16 protein-coding genes are annotated in these 19,901 nt (G+C 57.6%); 12 read left to right on the forward strand and 4 right to left on the reverse strand.

The annotated features are described in order from the left end of the window. Positions 1–44: 44 nt before the first annotated feature. The 4 genes from LOY55_RS16280 to LOY55_RS16295 are packed head-to-tail and all read right to left on the reverse strand — an operon-like array spanning position 45 to position 6,134. The gene (locus LOY55_RS16280) at positions 45–1,226 is read right to left on the reverse strand and encodes a hybrid sensor histidine kinase/response regulator (RefSeq protein ID WP_077432135.1); all 1,182 of its coding nucleotides are present in this window, start codon (positions 1,224–1,226) and stop codon (positions 45–47) included. Beyond that, complete coding sequence (locus LOY55_RS16285) at positions 1,220–1,813, reverse strand: chemotaxis protein CheB (RefSeq protein WP_258665759.1); 594 nt, start codon at positions 1,811–1,813, stop codon at positions 1,220–1,222. Before LOY55_RS16285 ends, LOY55_RS16280 begins: the two co-directional genes overlap by 7 nt. Continuing rightward, a complete protein-coding gene (locus tag LOY55_RS16290; RefSeq protein WP_109786955.1) occupies positions 1,810–2,643 on the reverse strand; it encodes a protein-glutamate O-methyltransferase CheR in 834 nt (277 codons plus the stop codon). Before LOY55_RS16290 ends, LOY55_RS16285 begins: the two co-directional genes overlap by 4 nt. Then, entirely contained in the window at positions 2,643–6,134 is a 3,492-nt protein-coding gene (locus LOY55_RS16295; RefSeq protein ID WP_258665761.1) for a response regulator, read from the reverse strand. Before LOY55_RS16295 ends, LOY55_RS16290 begins: the two co-directional genes overlap by 1 nt. Before the next feature lie 264 nt (positions 6,135–6,398). On the opposite strand from LOY55_RS16295, the gene LOY55_RS16300 reads away from it, so the two are divergent. From LOY55_RS16300 to LOY55_RS16355, 12 genes are all read left to right on the forward strand, one after another. Further along, entirely contained in the window at positions 6,399–6,767 is a 369-nt protein-coding gene (locus tag LOY55_RS16300; RefSeq protein WP_258665763.1) for a response regulator, read from the forward strand. 47 nt (positions 6,768–6,814) lie between these two features. Further along, positions 6,815–8,110, forward strand: coding sequence for a glycosyltransferase (locus LOY55_RS16305; protein ID WP_258665765.1), 1,296 nt, complete (start codon positions 6,815–6,817; stop codon positions 8,108–8,110). A gap of 147 nt (positions 8,111–8,257) precedes the next feature. Further along, complete coding sequence (locus LOY55_RS16310) at positions 8,258–9,121, forward strand: phospholipase (RefSeq protein WP_258665766.1); 864 nt, start codon at positions 8,258–8,260, stop codon at positions 9,119–9,121. A 126-nt stretch (positions 9,122–9,247) separates the two neighbouring features. Further along, positions 9,248–10,129: a phospholipase gene (locus tag LOY55_RS16315; RefSeq protein ID WP_258668346.1), complete on the forward strand. Its 882-nt coding sequence runs from the start codon at positions 9,248–9,250 to the stop codon at positions 10,127–10,129. A gap of 80 nt (positions 10,130–10,209) precedes the next feature. Further along, complete coding sequence (locus tag LOY55_RS16320; protein WP_046033130.1) at positions 10,210–11,115, forward strand: AraC family transcriptional regulator; 906 nt, start codon at positions 10,210–10,212, stop codon at positions 11,113–11,115. A gap of 330 nt (positions 11,116–11,445) precedes the next feature. Beyond that, positions 11,446–12,756 carry a sugar ABC transporter substrate-binding protein gene (locus tag LOY55_RS16325; RefSeq protein WP_258665768.1) on the forward strand — a complete coding sequence of 437 codons (1,311 nt, stop codon included), beginning with the start codon at positions 11,446–11,448 and terminating at the stop codon, positions 12,754–12,756. Between the two features lie 142 nt (positions 12,757–12,898). After that, positions 12,899–13,825, forward strand: coding sequence for a carbohydrate ABC transporter permease (locus LOY55_RS16330; protein ID WP_408980954.1), 927 nt, complete (start codon positions 12,899–12,901; stop codon positions 13,823–13,825). Positions 13,826–13,835: 10 nt separating this feature from the next. Further along, a complete protein-coding gene (locus LOY55_RS16335; RefSeq protein WP_109786963.1) occupies positions 13,836–14,666 on the forward strand; it encodes a carbohydrate ABC transporter permease in 831 nt (276 codons plus the stop codon). A 33-nt stretch (positions 14,667–14,699) separates the two neighbouring features. Beyond that, positions 14,700–15,803, forward strand: coding sequence for an ABC transporter ATP-binding protein (locus tag LOY55_RS16340; protein WP_109786964.1), 1,104 nt, complete (start codon positions 14,700–14,702; stop codon positions 15,801–15,803). A 15-nt stretch (positions 15,804–15,818) separates the two neighbouring features. Further along, positions 15,819–17,291: a mannitol dehydrogenase family protein gene (locus tag LOY55_RS16345; RefSeq protein WP_258665772.1), complete on the forward strand. Its 1,473-nt coding sequence runs from the start codon at positions 15,819–15,821 to the stop codon at positions 17,289–17,291. Between the two features lie 19 nt (positions 17,292–17,310). Then, entirely contained in the window at positions 17,311–18,807 is a 1,497-nt protein-coding gene (gene xylB / locus LOY55_RS16350; RefSeq protein WP_258665774.1) for a xylulokinase, read from the forward strand. Between the two features lie 13 nt (positions 18,808–18,820). Next, complete coding sequence (locus LOY55_RS16355; protein ID WP_109786967.1) at positions 18,821–19,771, forward strand: carbohydrate kinase; 951 nt, start codon at positions 18,821–18,823, stop codon at positions 19,769–19,771. Positions 19,772–19,901 lie beyond the last annotated feature (130 nt).

Here is a 19,901-nt window from a genome sequence, read left to right on the forward strand (position 1 = left end):
CGACCCTGGGGTCGCTCAGAGGTTGCGTTTATCTGGCTCATTTCCTAAAGCGGCAGACAAACGCGAAATAAGGCGCCTTCGTTGATTTTGCTCTCGACGGCGATGGAGCCGCCATGTGCGGCGACAATTTGTTCGGAAATAAACAGCCCAAGCCCCAGCCCCGCGACCACGGTCTTGGCTGAAACACGCTCGAACTGCTGAAAAATACGCTTCTGGTTTTCTTCACTGATGCCGATCCCTCGATCCTGCACCTCAACCCGCGCCTGACCGTCTTGTGCATAAACCCGCACGTCGATCTGGCTTTTACCACCATAACGCAAGGCGTTGGTCAGTAAATTTGAAATGACTTGCTCGATACGAAATTCATCCCAGTTGCCGACCACTGGCTGCCCGGCCGTAAAGTGCGTGGAACACTCGGCGGAATCGACCTGCGGCGCAAAGTTTTTCAACACATTGCCCACCAGTTGCACCAGGTCGAATTTTGTCGGGCGGATCGACAGCTTGCCAGTGCGGATACGTGACACATCGAGCATGTCTTCGATCAGGCGGATCAGGCTTTTGATCTGGCGCTCGTCGCGGTCGACCATGGCGTGCATCTTGTCCAGGGTGAACGCCGACGCGTTGTCCCGAGCCAGGTGCATCTTGCGCAGCTGGGTTTCGAGAATCAGGCCATTGAGCGGCGTACGCACTTCATGGGCGACGATAGACATGAAGTCATCGCGCATGCGCACCGCTTGCTCCAACTCCAACTGCGTGTGCTGTAACTGTTTGAGCAGTTCTTCCTGCTCGCGGCGGCTTTGCTCCAGCGCTTCGACCTGCTGTTTCATCGCCTTGCTCTGGCGATACAGGTCGACAAACACATTGACCTTGCTCTTGACCGCGTGAATGTCCAACGGCTTGTGCAAGAAGTCCACGGCACCGCTTTCGTAACCTTTGAACGCGTAGTTCAGTTCTCGACCTGCAGCGCTGACAAACACAATCGGAATGTTTTTGGTTTTCTCCGTGCCGCGCATCAACTCCGCCAACTCGAAACCATTCATGCCAGGCATCTGAACATCGAGGATGGCCATGGCGAATTCATGCTGCAACAACAGCGACAACGCTTCATCGGCAGACAAGGCTTTATAGACCACCCGGTCTTCACGCTTGATCAGCGCTTCGAGTGCCAACAGGTTCTCCGGCAGATCGTCGACGATCAGCAGTTTGGCTTGGATGTTACTTAGCATGCTATTCGTTCCAGCTCGACAAGCAGACGGCCGATGCCGCCAATAGAGAGTATGTGGTCGGGCTGCTGAATATCCAGCGCGGCCTGGGGCATGATCGCGACCTGCGCCTCATTCGGGTCCTGCACGATGGTCAGCCCACCGTGATATTTAACGTGAGACAGACCAACCGCTCCGTCGCGATTGGCGCCCGTCAGCAACACCGCGGCCAGGCTCGGGCCGTAGGCGTCAGCAGCAGACTGGAACAAGTAATCAATGGCGGGGCGCGAATGGTGCACGCGATCTTCCAGGCTCAACGAAAAACTGCGGTCTTGCTCCACCGACAAGTGGTAACCGGGTGTGGCGAAATACAGCGTGCCGGCTTTGACCCGGGTTTTATCGGTGGCTTCTTCGACGGGCATCGAAACCCGGCGCGCAAACACCTCGGACAACAGGCTGCAGCGTTCGTCGGGCAAGTGCAGCACCACGATGATCGGCAACGCGAAACCTTTACGCAGCGGGCTGAGCAACGTGAGCAACGCCTCCACGCCGCCAGCCGACGCGCCAATGACGATGGCCTCGATGGAAGGAAACACTGCAGCCTTTTTCATGATTTGCGGTAGATCCGTTCTTGTTTGACCAGCGGCTCGAACTGGTTGCCGAAAGCCGAAAAATCCGGTGTTTCCTTGCTGCCCAGCACCAGGAAGCCACGATGGCACAGGGAATCATGGAACAACCCGAACGCACGATCCTGAAGTTTTTTATTGAAATAAATCAATACATTACGACACGAAATTAATTGGGTTTCTGAAAAGACACTGTCCGTCGCCAGGCTGTGATCGGCAAAGGTCACGTTCTCACACAGGCTCTTGTCGAAAATGGCGTAACCATAGGCCGCCGTGTAGTAATCGGCAAATGAACGCTGGCCACCTGCCTGCTGATAATTAGCAGTGTAGGCCCGGACATTTTCCATGGAGAAAATCCCCTGCTTGGCCTTCTCCAGCGAGCGCGGGTTGATGTCGGTGGCATAGATGATGGTGCGCTCCAGCAGGCCTTCTTCGCGCAGCAGAATCGCCATCGAATAGACCTCTTCACCGGTGCTGCAACCCGCGATCCAGATCTTGATCGAGGGATAGGTCTTGAGCAGTGGCACCACTTCCTTGCGGATCGCCAGGAAATGCGATGGGTCACGAAACATTTCGCTGACCGGGATCGTCAGCAACTGCAGCAACTGCATGAACGCGTTCGGGTCATGCAGCACCTTTTCTTGCAGGGCCGAGATGGTAGTGCACTCAAATTGTGCCAGCGCATGATTCACCCGACGCTTGATCGAAGCACCGGAGTAATCGCGAAAATCGTAGCTGTACTTGAGGTAAATCGCCTCGATCAACAAGCGCAACTCGATTTCGCTGTTTCGCTCCACGGAATAAATGCGTTCCACTAAATGCGTTCCATCTTCGGTAACCACACACGAATCAGCGAGAACAGCCGATCGAGGTCGATGGGCTTGGCCAGATAATCGTTAGCACCCGCCTGCAAGCAGCGCTCCTGATCGTCCTTCATGGCCTTGGCCGTCACCGCAATGATCGGCAACTTGCGCCAGCGCGGGTCCTTGCGGATCTCGATCGTGGCTTCAAAGCCATCCATCTCCGGCATCATCACGTCCATCAACACCAGATCGATGTCCTCGACTTCATTCAGTCTCTCAATGGCTTCATGACCGTTGCGGCCAATAACCACGACGGCGCCCTTTTGCTCCAGCGCACTGGTGAGGGCAAAGATGTTGCGAACATCGTCGTCCACCAGCAGCACCTTGCGACCCTCAAAGACCTTGTCGCGGCTGCGCGCGGTCTTGAGCATCCTCTGCCGCTCATGGGACAACTTCGATTCGACTTTGTGCAGAAAGAGTGTGACCTCATCCAGCAAGCGTTCGGGCGAGCGTGCGCCCTTGATGATGATCGAGCGCGAATACTTGCGCAGTTCCGCCTCTTCATCGCGGGTCAGGTTGCGCCCCGTGTAGACAATCACCGGCGGGAACGAGCAGATGTCCTCGGTGGACATGCGCTTGAGCAAATCGTTGCCGAGCATGTCCGGCAGCTTCAGGTCGATGATCATGCAATCGAAAATCGTCGTGCGCAGCAGGTCCAGCGCATCCTGAGCCAGGCCAACGGCGGTGATTTCGATGTCTTCATCGCCAATCAGGAGGGCAATGCTGTCGCGCTGTAAATCGTCGTCTTCGACCAGCAGCACCCGCTTGACCTTCTGGGTCAGCTTGGCTTCGAGGCGGGCGAATACATCCTTGAGCTCTTCGCGGCTGGTCGGTTTGACCGCGTAACCGATGGCGCCCATGTGCATCGCGGCTTCGACCCGGTCTTCAACCGAAATCACGTGAACCGGAATGTGGCGGGTCTCGGCGTGTTCCTTCAAGCGTTGCAACACGGTCAGCCCGGAATGATCCGGCAGGCGCATGTCCAGCAGAATGGCGTCGGGAATGAACTCCCTGGCCAGGTCATACCCCTCATCGGCACCGTGGGCGACCAGGCATTGATAGCCCAGTTCGTGCGCGAGGTCGTAGAGGATGTGCGCAAAGTTCGGCTCATCTTCCACCACCAGAATGCATCGAGTCGTGAAAGGCGCCTGGGTGCGGTCATCGTTGAAGCGAGGAATATCAACTGCGGCAGTCACCAATACCGGTGCTGCTGGCGCCACGCGGTGGGCGATGGTAACGGCTGAAGCCCTAAGGGGCTCAACCGGTTCCCCGGTCGGCTCGACGTATTGTTGAGGCAAGACCAGCGTGAACACGCTGCCCTGCCCCGGTTCGCTGGCCACGCTGATGGAGCCGCCGAGCAACGCGGCCAGATCCCTTGAAATCGACAAGCCCAGGCCTGTGCCGCCGTAACGCCGATTGGTGGTGCCGTCAGCCTGGCGGAACGCCTCGAAAATGCTTTCCTGCTGTTCATCGGCGATACCGATACCTGAATCGCGAATGACGAAGGCAACGCCGTTATTGGGCTGCGGCGCGACGGTCAGGCTGACCGAGCCTTTCTCCGTAAATTTCACAGCGTTCGACAGCAGGTTTTTGATCACTTGCTCCAGGCGCTGGCGGTCGGTGAAAAGCATCTTTGGCGAACCGGGCTGCAACTCGACATGAAACGCGAGCGCCTTGTCCATCGCCACCGGCTCGAACATCCCGCGCAAGCCGTCGACGAGGCGCTCGACACTGGTGTTCTCGGGACGTATTTCCAGCTTGCCAGCCTCGACTTTGGAAATGTCGAGGATGTCGTTGATCAGATTGAGCAAGTCATTACCGGCGGAATAGATCGACTCGGCAAACTTCACCTGCTCGACAGTCAGGTTTTCCTGGGGATTTTCGGCGAGCAATTTGGCCAGGATCAACGAGCTGTTCAACGGCGTGCGCAGTTCGTGGGACATGTTGGCGAGAAACTCGGACTTGTACTTGCTGGAGCGTTGCAGCTCTTCGGCGCGGTCTTCATGCTGGACTTGCACCTGGTTCAGCTCGGTGTTTTTCTGGTCCATGGCGTCGCGCTGATCGGCGAGGATTTGCGCTTGCTCGGCCAGTTGCTCGTTGGTCTGCTCCAGTTCAACCTGCTGGGTTTCCAGGTGGGCCTGGGACTCCTTGAGAATCCGTGACTGTTCTTCGAGTTCTTCGTTGGCGGATTTCAGCTCTTCTTGCTGGACTTGCAGCTCTTCATTCAGTTGTTGGGCTTCGGCCAGCACTTCCTGCAATCGTTGGCGATAGCGAGCCGCCTCGATGGAGGTGCCAATGTTGCCGGCGATCAACTCCAGCAACTCGATGTCACGATCAATCAGCGGTCGCAGGAAGCCCAGTTCAATGACACCGTTGACCCGGTCGTCGTCACTGGTCGGCACCACGAGCACGCTGTGTGGCAAGCCTTCGCCCAGACCGGAGCTGACCTTGAAATAGTTGCTCGGCACGTCATCCAGACGAATCAGGCGAGCCCGGTTGGCGACCTGGCCGACAATCCCTTCATCGCTGTAAATCTGCTGATCGCGCTCTTCTTGCTCGCGAGAGAAACCGTAGGAGGCTATGCGCTTGAGCGCGCCATGATCTTCACGCACATAAATGGCGGCCACGGCGGTGCCCAGGTACTGCGCGCAGAACTGCAGAATATTGCGACCCAACAGATTGAGGCTCAACTGCCCCAGTACTTGCTCGGCAAGTTCTGTCTGGCCATTGCGCAGCCAGGCTTGCTGTTCCAGGCGCTGGGCGCTGGCGTGTTGTGCGGCCAGATTCGCGGCGTAACTTTGCGACAGGCCAAGCAAATCCCGACGACCGATGTAAGCCAGCAAACCGCTGATCGTCGCGATGAATATCAGATACAGGGAGATGCTCCAGATCGTGGCTCTACTCACCTCTTCGTTGCGCGCCGTGCGCAATTGCTGCTCCGAGTCGATCACGTCTTCGAACTGTTTGCCAATCTCGTCGGTCAGTCGCTTGCCACGACCGGCCTTGACCACGCTGCGGTAATCGCCACTGGAACGCTGCAAATCAATCATCGACTGGGCATAGCTCGCCCATTCAGTTTGCAACGCTTGAAGCCGGCGCAAGCGATCGGTCTGCACCGGGTTATCGGCCGTGAGTTCGAGCAAGGTGTTGAGCGCAACCGTGATTTTCGGCTTGGCTGTCTCGTAGGGGTCGAGGAAATGCTCGTCGCCGGTGAGCAAGTAACCCCGCATGCCGGTTTCCAGATCGACTGTCAGCTTTACCGCTTCATTGGCGTTATTGATCACCCGGTCGGTGTGATCGACCCATTGGATCACTGACAACAAATAAGTGATCAGTGAGACAAAAAACACCGCACTGATGACACCGACACCCAATGGCAGGCTGACGTTGCGGCTCAGGAGTTTGCGGAATCGTTGCTCATCAACCGAAGACGCAGTGGTCATGTGGAGGCCTTGTCGAACTGTTCGAAATCAGGGAGTTTGCCCCAAAAAAGGCGTATTGATCCAACTATATGCCATGAATCAAGCGCAATCCCCGCATTTAGCTGCGCGAGCCTAAAAGGGACCGGTTATCCTTGCCGGCCGCCGCGCAGCTATTCTTTTTGCACAGCGCAGGGAACTTGTCGGGATCCGCCACTTACTCATGCAAGAGCCCGACGATTTCTTTCCACCGGCGCCCCCTGAACTCATCTTTTGAGAGCACACATTATGTCCGCCAAGGCATCCATCATTTTAGTCGTCGAAGACGATGCGATCGTGCGCATGCTGATCGTTGACGTGCTGGAGGAGCTGGAATTCAAAGTGCTCGAGGCGGATGGCAGCGAACAGGCCCTGGAATTTCTCAACGACGAAGACCAATACATTGATTTGATGATGACCGATGTCGGCTTGCCGGTGATGGACGGCCGGGAATTGGCCAATGAGGCGCGTAAGCTGCGCCCGCAGTTGCCAATCCTGTTCGCCAGCGGTTATGCCGAAAACATCGACGTGCCTGATGGCATGCATATGATCGGAAAACCGTTCTCGATCGATCAGTTGCGCGACAAGGTCAAATCCATACTCGCCTGCCAGGCTTGATTGTCTCGCCCCCCCTTCCCTTTACCCGCACCAAGGAATACCCGTTAATGAGTCAGCCCCGCGCAACCAAAGTCCTGGTCATTGGTTACGTCTGGCCCGAGCCGCGTTCTTCTGCGGCCAGTGGTCATGTGATGCAAATCCTCGATACATTCTTGCAGCAAGGCTGGGACATTACCTTCAGCAGCCCCGCCGGTACCGGTGAACACCGCGCGGACCTGACTGCGTTGGGTATTCGCGAAGTGGACATCGAGTTGAACAACAGCAGTTTCGACGCGTTCATCAGTGAACTGGCACCAGATATCGTGTTGTTCGACCAGTTCATGATCGAAGAACAATTTGGCTGGCGTGTTGAAAAGCACTGCCCCAACGCGTTGCGAGTACTTGAGACTTCGGACTTGCAAAGCCTGCGACACGCCCGGCACCAGCGGCTTAAAGAGCGTTTGAAAGAGCGTGATGACGCCAATGACTTCAGCGAATTATTTGCCCCGGCACTGCGTGAAGAGTTCGAACTGATGGCGGATACCGACCTGGCCAAACGCGAGATCGCGGCGCTGTATCGTTGCGACTTGAACCTGATGATCTCCGAAGTGGAAATCGAGTTGCTGGTCGAGCAGTTCAAGCTGCCACGCAAGGTGTTGCACTGGTGCCCGTTGATGGTCGATCTGCCCAGTGCACCTCCGGTGCCCTTTGTAGACCGTGCGCACTTTTTGAGTATCGGTAACTTTCGCCACGCGCCGAATTGGGATGCAGTGCTCTGGATGAAAACCACCATCTGGCCGCTGATCCGCGCGCAACTGCCCACGGTTCAACTACACATTTACGGTGCCTACACCCCGCCCAAAGCGACCGCGCTGCACAACGCCGCCCAGGGATTTCATGTGATGAACTGGGCGCCAGATGCCTTGCAAGTCATGTCGGCGGCGCGGATTTGCCTGGCGCCCCTGCGCTTCGGTGCCGGCATCAAAGGCAAGATTGTCGACGCCATGTTATGTGGAACGCCGACGATCACTACACCAATTGGAGCCGAGGCCATGCACGGCGAACACCGCTGGCCCGGCGCGGTGACCCGCACAGCGCAGGCGTTCGCCGATTGCGCGGTTCGACTGTACCAGGACGAAGCGCTTTGGACAGACGCCCAAGCCCAGGGACAAACGCTGTTGGCCGATCGTTATCGACAGTCGGAACATGGCCCTGCACTCATCGAAAAGTTGCTGTACTGCCAACAACATCTCGCGCAACTTAGGCGCGACAACTTCATAGGCAGCATGTTGCGCCATCACCATCATAAAAGTACCCAATACATGTCTCAATGGATTGAAGCCAAGAACCGCAATCCATCTTAGTGTTTTTGCCGGCAACAAACATTTTGCATAACCCGCCTTATTGACCGCGCCCGACACGCCCTCTATAAATACGCGACCGAACATCAACTTTATTAGTGATGTTCGGCACAACCAACCAACTAACAAACTTATGCACGGATGCATTAAATGGATACTATCGCTCAGAATAACTACGCACTTAAAAACTGGATGTCCGCGACGCCGGCTATTGATACTTTGTCGCTCAGTCAATTAACCTTGCCGGGCAGCCATAATGCGGGCAGCGACTGGAAAGCGTCGTGGTTTCCGCGTCCAGCGCACTGGCTCGCCTGTCAGCACGAATCGTTTTATGCCCAGTTGAACCAAGGCGCCCGGGCGCTCGACATCCGCTTGATTTACGAAGCCACTGCCCCTGGGCTGGGGAAATTCCGCATTCATCACAATGGTCACCGCAATAATCGTATCCTGGGCAATCTTGTCACAGACGTGAGGCGTTTCCTTATAGAGAATCCCAACGAATTCATCATCCTGGATTTCCATGCATTGGATGGCGATGACTTTGATTTCGCTTACTTCAACGACATGGTGATACGGTTTCTCGGCGATCGCATCATCCCTACCCAAAACCGGTCCAAGAGTCTGGCTCAACTTAAAAACATCAGTCCGGCACAACGCGTGTTAGTCGCGGCACCCTGGCACAGGGCACTTGATAAAGATGTGTTTCTCGAACAGATACAGCACAAGTGGACTGGCAACGCAATTACCAATGTCGCAGAACTGCAGAAACATATTGTTGATGTGCTGAAGTTTCCACCGGGAACCTGGGCGCCCTGGTCGCTTTCCGCCACCAGTTACAGCGTGCTGGGCGGCCCGGTGGACATTCATGAAAAACTTGATTCCTGGTTTGACCCAAAGAACAGCGACTGGGCGATAAAGTGCAGCATTATCAATGTCGACTTCTTTGACGAATCACAACTGGTTTCTTATTGCCGAACCGTCAACCTGACAAAAGCTGGCAACCGGACGCCTTAGTTGCAGTGCCATTAAATGGCTATTTTTGTGCAGTTGTTTCAGTGACTGGCAATGCGGCCAAGCACTCCTACGCTGGGTCATGAAAGTCTTCCCACGGATGGGGCGACTCCACAACAAGGAACTCTCATGACCCGCAACACGGCAACCCCACTCGACAAAAAACAATGGATGAGCAACGTACTGGATATCGGTCGATTGAAGCTGACCGATATTATTTGGCCCGGCACGCATAATGCCGGGATGGACGAACGGGCGCCAAACTACGAAGTGGTACTCGGCAACTGGACAACCTGCCAGACCGACACATTTGCCTGGCAACTGGCCAACGGCGCACGGGCGTTCGATATTCGCCTTGGCTGCACCGCCGGCCCGCAAGCACCGGTCTACTACTTTCACCACAACGGCTATCAGTCCCACCGCATTCTTGATGAGTTGATCGAGGCGGTGACGACGTTCCTCACTCAAAATCCGGACGAGTTCATCATCTTCGACTTCCATCAATTGGGCGATGATTCAAAGCTTTTTGATTATCAACAATTCAATGATTTTCTGATGCGACGACTGGGGACGCGCTTGATCCGTTCTGCGGATGCTTTCAGTACCGTGGAACAGCTCAAGCACGCCAGCTCGCAGCGGCGCATCGTCATGGCGGCTCAAGCAAATCCCGGGCTGAACAGCGAGTATTTCTGGCCGCACATCCGTCACAAGTGGAACGGCAAGGTGTTCACCGACATCGGCGAACTGCAAACGCATATCGAAACGACCCTTGCGCAAGCACCTTACGAGTCATTTCTTTGGTCGTTGCCGGCGACCTGCTATTCGCTGTTGGGTGGCCCGCAGCACATCAAAAACCAAATCAATGACTGGTTCCACACCACCGGCAATTGGGTCACCCGGTGCAGCATCATCAGCACTGATTTCTTTGAAGAGACGGATATCGTTCGCTATTGCTGGAGCGCCACCAGCATGAAGGCAGTTTACGGACACCGGTTGCATACACCCGCATAAGCGAACGTCGCGCCACGCTGGCACCGCAGGCAGCAAACGAGGCATGATCCGAAACGCGATAACAAAAAAAGCAACCAAACATGACCAGAACAGCCCGCGTGACCGACCCCTCCTACGAATTGATGGACGACCACAACGGGCTGTCCATCATCTATCGTCAGCACGGCTTCCCCTGCCCGCTGGTGCGCTGGCATTTTCACAAGGAATACGAGTTGCACCTGATCGTCGCCAGCTCCGGCAAGGTGTTCATCGGCGACTACATCGGTAATTTCTATCCCGAGACACTATTCCTCACCGGCCCCAACCTGCCTCACAACTGGATCAGCCAGGTCGCGGAAGACGAAGTGGTGCCCAAACGCGACATGCTGGTCAACTTCACCGACGAACTGTTCGAAAGCGGCCACCAGGTATTCGCCGAGCTCAAGACCCTCGCGCCACTGCTGGAGCGCGCGCAGTACGGTATCGAGTTTCGTGGCAAGCGCACCATCCGCCAGGCCATGACCCTGATGCAACGCATTGCCGACACCCAAGGCGTCACTCGCCTCGGGCATTTTTTTATTCTGCTGGAGCTGCTGGCGGCATGCGACGACTATCAATTACTGTCGGGCGCAACGACACCGCAATTGGCCGATGAACACAACATCGATCGCACCAACCGCGCCGTCGATTACATTTTTGCCCATTACGCCCGGGAGCTGCCGCTTGAGGAAGTTGCCGAGCATCTGGGCATGAAGCCGACGTACTTCAGCAGGGTGTTCAAACAAGCCACCGGGCGCTGCTTCATCGAATTCGTCAATCGGCTGCGAATCAGCAAATCCTGCGAGCTGCTGGCCGATGGCGACAAACCGGTGACCGATGTGTGCTTCGAGTCGGGTTTCAACAATATTTCCAACTTCAATCGACGCTTTCAGCAACTCAAGGGCATGACGCCGTCGCACTACCGGCGGTTGGCGGTGCAACGCCTTACTGAGCAAAATCAGCACTGACGTTCCGACCTGTAGCAGCTGCCGAAGGCTGCGTTCGACTGCAAAGCAGGCGCAAAACCTGCAACTCTGGTCCGCCAGTAACACCGTGTACTCTGCCCTAACGAGTGCTGCGCACGCGAACGCAGCCTTCGGCAGCTGCTACAGGGCGCTTGGTGCGGAATCCTGCCTTTCCAGATCCCAGTGCAAAATAGTATCAATTCAAGTGCGATGGATGATTTGTCACGCCATCGATTGAAGGCTGTAATCAGCGCACATTCTTCCCTGCTCAGGAAGACACAAAAACAATAACTGTCCTTCTGTAACCCTCGAGGTGCAGAAAAGGAGTGCTCGATGCAACCTTCTGTAAAAGCTCTGCTTGCCCTCACCTGCATGACCCTCAGCAGCGTCAGCTTCGGCGCTCAAACCCTGACAATCGCCACCGTCAACAACAGCGACATGATCCGCATGCAAAAGCTGTCGAAAACCTTCGAAGCCGAGCACCCGGACATCAAGCTCAATTGGGTGGTGCTCGAAGAAAACGTTCTGCGCCAACGCCTGACCACCGACATCGCGACACAGGGCGGGCAGTTCGACGTGCTGACCATCGGCATGTACGAAGCCGCACTGTGGGGTGCCAAGGGTTGGCTGGAGCCGATGAAGGATTTGCCGGCCGGCTATGCACTCGACGATGTCTTCCCGTCAGTGCGTGAAGGCCTGTCGGTCAAGGGCTCGCTGTATGCCCTGCCGTTCTACGCCGAAAGCTCGATCACTTATTACCGCACTGACCTGTTCAAGGACGCCGGGTTGACCATGCCCGAGCACCCGACCTGGACCCAGATCGGCGAATTCGCCAGCAAACTCACCAACAAGGATAAAGAACAGTACGGCATCTGCCTGCGTGGCAAGGCCGGTTGGGGCGAGAACATGGCGTTGATCACCACCGTCGCCAACGCCTATGGCGCACGCTGGTTTGATGAGAAGTGGCAGCCGGAATTTATCGGCCCTGAGTGGAAAAACGCCCTGAATTTCTACGTCGAAACCATGAAGCAATCCGGCCCTCCGGGTGCTTCCAGTAACGGTTTCAACGAAAACCTGGCGCTGTTCAACAGCGGCAAGTGTGCGATCTGGGTCGATGCCAGCGTCGCCGGGTCTTTCGTCACCGACAAAACGCAAAGCAAAGTGGCTGACCACGTCGGATTCACTTATGCCCCGCATGAAGCCACCGACAAGGGCTCGGCCTGGCTTTACTCATGGGCACTGGCTATCCCGACCAGTTCCAAGGCCAAGGACGCCGCGAAGACCTTTAGTGCCTGGGCCACCTCCCAGGAATATGGCGCGCTGGTCGCGGAAAAAGACGGAATTGCCAACGTGCCGCCCGGCACTCGAACCTCGACCTACAGCGAGTCCTACATGAACGCCGCGCCGTTCGCCAAGATCACGCTGGAATCGCTCAAGGCCGCGGACCCGAGCAAACCGACGCTCAAACCAGTGCCTTATATCGGCATTCAGTTGGTGACCATTCCTGAGTTCCAAGGCATTGGCACCCAGGTTGGCAAGGCGTTCTCAGCGGCGCTGATCGGTCAAACCACCGTTGATCAAGCCCTGGCTGCCGCCCAGCAAACCACCGAACGCGAGATGAAGCGCGCTGGTTATCCCAAGTAACCCCCCAATCCCTGTAGGAGCAAAGCTTGCTCGCGATGAACGATAACGCGGTTCATCCGAAGGACTGCATCGCGGCAATCGCGAGCAAGCTTTGCTCCTACAGCTGAACTTCATTTACCTGTAGCCAATCGGTTTTGATGCCATGAATATTTCAACTGCCAAAGCTCACATGGACCTGCCCCAACCGGTGCGTAAAAGCCGGTTGACCAATCCCGGCTGGTTTTTGGTCAGCCCTTCAGTGGCCTTGTTGCTGTTGTGGATGATTGTGCCGCTGGGCATGACCGTCTACTTCTCAACGATTCGCTACAACCTGCTTAATCCGGGTGAAAACGAGTTCGTCGGGCTGGAGAACTTTACTTACTTCCTGACGGATTCGGGCTTCCTGCCCGGCGCTACCAATACGTTGCTGCTGGTAGGTAGCGTCTTGCTGATCAGCGTGGTGTTCGGCGTGCTGATCAGTGCACTGCTTGAGGCCTCTGAGTTCATGGGCCGCGGCATTGTGCGGGTGATGCTTATTTCGCCGTTCTTCATCATGCCCACCGTCGGTGCGCTGATCTGGAAGAACCTGATTTTCCATCCGGTGTCGGGGATCCTCGCCTACGTCTGGAAACTGTTCGGCGCGCAACCGGTGGACTGGCTGGCGCATTACCCGTTGCTGTCGATCATCATCATTGTGTCGTGGCAATGGCTACCGTTCGCGATCCTGATCCTGATGACTGCCATGCAGTCCCTCGATCAGGAACAGAAAGAAGCGGCGCGCCTCGACGGTGCCGGGCCGATTGCGATCTTCTGGCACCTGACCCTGCCGCATCTGGCGCGACCGATTGCGGTGGTGGTGATGATCGAAACCATCTTCCTGCTTTCGGTGTTCGCCGAAATTTTCACCACCACCAACGGCGGCCCCGGCTACGCCTCGACCAACCTCGCCTACCTGATCTACAACCAGGCGCTGGTGCAATTCGACGTCGGCATGGCCTCGGCGGGTGGTTTGATCGCCGTGGTGATCGCCAACATCGCGGCCATCGTGCTGGTGCGCATGATCGGCAAAAACCTGACAGACAAAGCCTGAGGCCTGCGCCATGACCCTTCAACAATCCCGCCGCCTGCAAAGCCTGCTACTCGGCACCCTGGCCTGGGCCATCGCCATCCTGATTTTCTTTCCGATTTTCTGGATGGTGCTGACCAGTTTCAAAACCGAAATCGATGCATTCGCCACGCCGCCGCAGTTCATCTTCACGCCGACACTGGAGAACTACCTGCACATCAATGAGCGCAGTGACTACTTCAGCTTTGCCTGGAATTCGGTGGTGATTTCGTTCAGCGCCACCGCGTTGTGCCTGCTGATTGCGGTGCCGGCGGCCTACTCGATGGCGTTCTATGAAACCCAACGCACCAAAGGCACGCTGCTGTGGATGCTCTCCACCAAAATGCTGCCGCCGGTGGGCGTGTTGATGCCGATCTACCTGCTGGCCAAAAGCTTTGGCCTGCTCGATACGCGCATTGCGCTGATCATCATTTACACGCTGATCAACCTGCCCATCGTGGTCTGGATGATTTACACCTACTTCAAAGACATCCCCAAAGACATCCTTGAAGCCGCACGCCTGGACGGCGCCACGCTGTGGCAGGAAATGGTCCGGGTGCTGCTGCCCATCGCCAAGGGTGGCCTGGCGTCGACCGTTTTGCTGTCGCTGATCCTGTGTTGGAACGAGGCGTTCTGGTCGCTGAACCTGACCTCGTCGAAAGCCGCGCCACTGACTGCATTGATCGCCTCGTACTCAAGTCCCGAAGGGTTGTTCTGGGCCAAGTTGTCGGCGGTGTCGACGCTGGCCTGTGCGCCGATCCTGATTTTCGGCTGGATCAGCCAGAAACAATTGGTCCGCGGCCTGTCGTTCGGCGCCGTGAAATAGCCCTCAAAGAATAAGCACAAAAGGAGCGCCACCATGGCCAACCTGAAAATCAAGAATCTGCAAAAAGGCTTCGAAGGCTTTTCCATCATTAAAGGCATCGACCTGGAAGTGAACGACAAGGAGTTCGTGGTGTTCGTCGGTCCGTCGGGTTGCGGCAAGTCCACGCTACTGCGGCTGATCGCCGGCCTGGAAGAAGTCAGCGGCGGAACCATAGAGCTCGATGGACGCGACATCACCGAAGTCAGCCCGGCCAAGCGTGACCTGGCGATGGTGTTTCAGACCTACGCCCTGTACCCGCACATGAGTGTGCGCAAAAACATGTCGTTCGCCCTCGATCTGGCCGGCGTGCCAAAAGCGGAAGTCGAGAAGAAAGTCGGCGAAGCGGCGCGCATCCTGGAACTGGGGCCGATGCTCGAACGCAAGCCGAAACAGCTGTCTGGCGGTCAGCGTCAGCGCGTGGCCATCGGCCGGGCGATTGTGCGCAACCCGAAAATATTCCTGTTCGACGAACCGCTGTCCAACCTCGACGCCGCCCTGCGGGTGCAGATGCGCCTGGAACTGTTGCGCCTGCACAAAGAACTGCAAGCCACGATGATTTACGTGACCCACGATCAGGTTGAGGCCATGACCATGGCCGACAAGGTGGTCGTGCTCAATGGCGGCAAAATCGAACAGGTCGGCTCGCCGCTGGACCTGTATCACCAGCCGGCCAACCTGTTTGTCGCCGGGTTCCTGGGCACGCCGAAAATGGGCTTCCTCAAGGGCAAAGTGACCCGCATCGAGGGCCAGCACACCGAAGTGCTGCTGGACGCCGGAACCCGCATCAGCCTGCCATTGAGCGCGGCGACCCTCAGCGTCGGCAGCGCTGTGACATTGGGCATTCGTCCGGAACATCTGGAACTGGCGCAGACCGGCGACTGCACGCTGCAGGTCACCGCCGACGTCAGCGAGCGCCTGGGCAGCGACACCTTCTGCCACGTCGTGACCACGTCCGGTGAAGCCCTGACCCTGCGCGTGCGTGGCGACCTCGCCAGCCGTTATGGCGAAACCCTGAACCTGCACCTGGACGCTGAACACTGCCATTTATTCGATGCCGACGGCGTGGCGCTCACTCGCCCACTGCGCGCCGCCGCCTGATCCCGAGACTATGTGATGAAACTCAATAATCAGAATCTGCATCGCCTCAAGCCTGAGGTGGGTCTGCCCGCCTATGCACTGAGCCACACGCGCCAAGGCATCGCGCACATTGGCGTGGGTGGTTTCCACCGCGCGCATCAGGCGTATTACACCGACGCGCTGATGAATAATGGCGAAGCGCTGGACTGGGCCATTTGCGGGGTCGGCCTGCGCGCCGAAGACCGCCGCGCCCGGGACGATCTCAACGAGCAGGACTACCTGTTCACCCTGTTTGAGCTGGGCGATACCGATGACACCGAAGTCCGGGTCATCGGTGCGATCCGCGACATGCTGCTGGCTGAAGACGGTGCGCAAACGCTGATCGATAAACTCGCCAGCCCCGACATCCGCATTGTCTCGCTGACCATCACCGAGGGCGGCTATTGCATCGACGACAGTACCGGCGAGTTCATGGCCGATCTGCCGCAGATCCAGCACGAGCTGGCGCACCCGGATTCGCCGACGACCGTCTTCGGCTTCCTGTGTGCGGCGCTGGCCCAGCGCAGAGCGGCCGGCACGCCGGCGTTCACGCTGATGTCCTGCGATAACCTGCCCCACAACGGCGCGGTCACCCGCAAGGCTCTGCTGGCCTTCGCCGCGTTGCGCGACGCCGATCTGCGCGACTGGATCGAGCGCAATGTGAGCTTTCCCAACGCCATGGTCGACCGCATTACGCCGATGACCAGCACCGAACATCGTCTGCAACTGGCCGACAAACACGCGGTCGACGATGCCTGGCCGGTGGTCTGCGAACCCTTTGTGCAATGGGTGCTGGAAGACAAGTTCGTCAACGGTCGCCCCGCGTGGGAAAAGGTCGGCGTGCAATTCACCGATGACGTCACGCCTTATGAAGAGATGAAGATCAAACTGCTCAACGGCAGCCATCTGGCACTGACCTATCTGGGGTTTCTCAAGGGTTACCGTTTTGTCCACGAAACCATGAACGACCCGCTGTTCGTGCGCTATATGCGCGCCTACATGGACCTGGACGTGACCCCGCAGCTGTCGCCCGTGCCAGGGATTGACCTGACGGACTACAAAGACACGCTGGTGCAGCGCTTCTCCAACCAGGCCATTGCCGATCAACTGGAGCGGGTGTGCTCGGACGGTTCGTCGAAGTTTCCCAAGTTCACCCTCCCGACCATCAACCGCTTGATTGCTGATGGTCGCGAAACCAAACGGGCCGCGCTGGTCGTGGCCGCGTGGGCCCTGTATTTGAAGGGTGTGGATGAGAATGGCGATACCTACTCGATCCCTGATCCACGGGCGGCGTTCTGTCAGGCACTGGTAGCGGATGATGTGTTGATCACCCAACGATTGCTCGCGGTCGAGGAGATTTTTGGCACGGCGATCCCGCATTCGGCCGAGTTTGTGGCGGCATTCGAGTGGTGTTGCAACAGCTTGCGCGACGTGGGTGTGACGCGGACGTTGGAACGGGTGTTGGCTTGACGATCTGTAGGGGACATTCATGGCAAATCAACAATTATTTCTCGGCATCGATTGCGGCACCCAAGGCACTAAAGCCATTGTCCTCGACTCGGTCAGCGGCCAGGTGCTGGGCCAGGGTGCCGCCGCCCACAGCCTGATCAGCGACGCCAACGGTCGCCGTGAGCAAGACACCCGCCAGTGGCTGCATGCCTTCACCCTGGCCACCCGAAATGCGCTGCGCGAAGCCAATGTCGACGGCCAGGACATCCTCGGCATCGGCGTTTCCGGCCAGCAACATGGTCTGGTCCTGCTCGACGATCAAGGCCAGGTGCTGCGTCCGGCCAAACTCTGGTGCGACACCGAATCCACTCCGGAAAACGATCGCCTGCTGGCGCATCTCGGTGGTGAAAAGGGTTCGCTTGAGCGCCTCGGCGTCGTCATCGCACCCGGTTACACCGTGTCAAAGCTGCTCTGGACCAAGGAGCAACACCCGCACGTGTTCGCCCGCATCGCCCGCATCCTGCTGCCCCACGACTACCTCAACTTCTGGCTCACCGGCCGCAGTTGCAGTGAATACGGCGACGCCTCCGGCACCGGTTATTTCAACGTACGCACCCGTCAGTGGGATCTGCAACTGCTGCGCGACATTGATCCCACCGGGCGCCTGCAAGCCGCATTGCCGGAGTTGATCGACGCCCACCAGGCCGTCGGCACGTTGTTGCCGAGCATCGCCGAACACTTGGCCATCAACCCGCAAGCGCTGGTTTCAAGCGGTGGCGGCGACAACATGATGGGCGCGATTGGCACCGGCAACATCAAGCCCGGCGCGATCACCATGAGCCTCGGCTCATCGGGCACGGTGTGCGCTTATACCGATCAGCCCAAAGTCAGCGCGGACGCCTCGGTCGCCACCTTCTGTTCATCCAGCGGTGGTTGGTTGCCGTTGATTTGCACCATGAACCTGACCAACGCGACGGGTGCTATTCGCGAGTTGTTCGACCTGGATATCCAACAGTTCAACAATTGGGTCGCGCAGGCCCCCATCGGAGCCGAAGGCGTGTGCATGCTGCCATTCCTTAACGGCGAACGCGTCCCCGCCCTGCCCCACGCCACCGGCAGCCTGCTGGGCTTGACGATGACTAACCTGACCCAGGCAAATCTGTGCCGTGCCGTAGTGGAAGGCACGACCTTCGGATTGCGTTATGGGCTGGACCTATTGCGGCACAATGGCTTACAAAGCCGCAGCATCTGCCTGATCGGCGGCGGCTCGAAGAGTCCGGTGTGGCGACAGATCGTCGCCGACATCATGAACACCCCTGTCATCTGCACCGAACAAAGCGAAGCCGCCGCCCTTGGCGCGGCGATTCAGGTGGCGTGGTGCAAATCCTGGGCAAACGGGCACGAGGACAGCCTGGCCGACCTGTGCGAGCGCTGCGTAACGGTTGATCTGGCCAGCGAAACCTTGCCGATTGCCAACAATGTGGAGGCCTTTGAGCAGGCCTATGAACGCTATCGACAGCATGTCGCAACCCTTTAAAGAGTGAGTAACTATGTACCTGGTGTGTGGCGAAGCGCTGTTCGATTTCTTCAGTGAAGAGGACGCCAGCGGCCTGGCTTCAAAAGTGAATTTCAAGGCGATTGCCGGCGGTTCGCCGTTCAACGTGGCGGTCGGTTTGCGCCGTTTGGGTGTGGAGTCGGCGTTGTTTGCCGGGCTGTCCACCGACTACCTCGGCCGCCGCTTGCAGCAGGTGCTGCAGGGTGAAGGCGTACGCGCCGATTACCTGGTGGATTTCGCCGCGCCAAGCACGCTGGCAATGGTTGCCGTCGGCGCCAATGGCTCGCCGCACTACAGCTTTCGCGGTGAAGGTTGCGCGGATCGGCAATTGACACTCGAACACCTGCCAGTGCTGGGGCCTGAAGTGCGCGGCTTGCATGTCGGTTCGTTCTCGCTGGTGGTGCAGCCGATTGCCGACACGCTGCTGGCGCTGGTGCAACGTGAAAGCGGTCAACGCCTGATCAGCCTTGATCCCAACGTGCGGCTCAATCCAGAACCAAACATCGAGCTCTGGCGTTCGCGGGTCGCGACACTGGTTGAGTATGCGGACCTGATCAAAGTCAGCGACGAGGATTTGAGTCTGTTGTACCCCGAGGAAGATCCGCAACGGGTGATCGAAGGCTGGTTGCAGCATCGCTGTCAGTTGGTGTTCCTGACCCGGGGCGGTGAAGGTGCGACGGTGTTTAGCCGTGTTCATGGCGAATGGTCGGTGCCGGCCAGTACCGTGAAGATTGCTGACACGGTGGGGGCTGGTGATACGTTCCAGGCGGCGTTGATTACCTGGTTGACCGAGCAGCAGCTGGATTCGATTGAGGGTTTGAAGCAGCTTGGGCGCGAGCAGATTGATGCGATGCTGAAGTTTGCAGTGCAGGCGGCGGCGTTGACGTGCAGCAAGACCGGGCCGGATTTGCCGTATCGGCATCAACTGGATCTTCGCCGTAGCTGATGGCCGCATCGCGGGCAAGCCCGCTCCCACAGGGGATTTGCGGTGAGCACAGTTTTTGTGGTCGGCGACAATCCCAATGTGGGAGCGGGCTTGCCCGCGATGGCGGTGTCACTCACACCGCCTCCTCTCG

It is taken from the genome of Pseudomonas sp. B21-040 (assembly GCF_024748695.1).
GTDB lineage: Bacteria > Pseudomonadota > Gammaproteobacteria > Pseudomonadales > Pseudomonadaceae > Aquipseudomonas.

Coding starts and splice junctions, on each gene's coding strand:
- LOY55_RS16325 (WP_258665768.1), top strand. CDS start 11,446: ATGCAACCTTCTGTAAAAGCTCTGCTTGCCCTCACCTGCATGACCCTC.
- LOY55_RS16315 (WP_258668346.1), top strand. CDS start 9,248: ATGACCCGCAACACGGCAACCCCACTCGACAAAAAACAATGGATGAGC.
- LOY55_RS16340 (WP_109786964.1), top strand. CDS start 14,700: ATGGCCAACCTGAAAATCAAGAATCTGCAAAAAGGCTTCGAAGGCTTT.
- LOY55_RS16300 (WP_258665763.1), top strand. CDS start 6,399: ATGTCCGCCAAGGCATCCATCATTTTAGTCGTCGAAGACGATGCGATC.
- LOY55_RS16285 (WP_258665759.1), bottom strand. CDS start 1,813: ATGAAAAAGGCTGCAGTGTTTCCTTCCATCGAGGCCATCGTCATTGGC.
- xylB (WP_258665774.1), top strand. CDS start 17,311: ATGGCAAATCAACAATTATTTCTCGGCATCGATTGCGGCACCCAAGGC.
- LOY55_RS16295 (WP_258665761.1), bottom strand. CDS start 6,134: ATGACCACTGCGTCTTCGGTTGATGAGCAACGATTCCGCAAACTCCTG.
- LOY55_RS16310 (WP_258665766.1), top strand. CDS start 8,258: ATGGATACTATCGCTCAGAATAACTACGCACTTAAAAACTGGATGTCC.
- LOY55_RS16335 (WP_109786963.1), top strand. CDS start 13,836: ATGACCCTTCAACAATCCCGCCGCCTGCAAAGCCTGCTACTCGGCACC.
- LOY55_RS16355 (WP_109786967.1), top strand. CDS start 18,821: ATGTACCTGGTGTGTGGCGAAGCGCTGTTCGATTTCTTCAGTGAAGAG.
- LOY55_RS16345 (WP_258665772.1), top strand. CDS start 15,819: ATGAAACTCAATAATCAGAATCTGCATCGCCTCAAGCCTGAGGTGGGT.
- LOY55_RS16330 (WP_408980954.1), top strand. CDS start 12,899: ATGAATATTTCAACTGCCAAAGCTCACATGGACCTGCCCCAACCGGTG.
- LOY55_RS16320 (WP_046033130.1), top strand. CDS start 10,210: ATGACCAGAACAGCCCGCGTGACCGACCCCTCCTACGAATTGATGGAC.
- LOY55_RS16305 (WP_258665765.1), top strand. CDS start 6,815: ATGAGTCAGCCCCGCGCAACCAAAGTCCTGGTCATTGGTTACGTCTGG.
- LOY55_RS16280 (WP_077432135.1), bottom strand. CDS start 1,226: ATGCTAAGTAACATCCAAGCCAAACTGCTGATCGTCGACGATCTGCCG.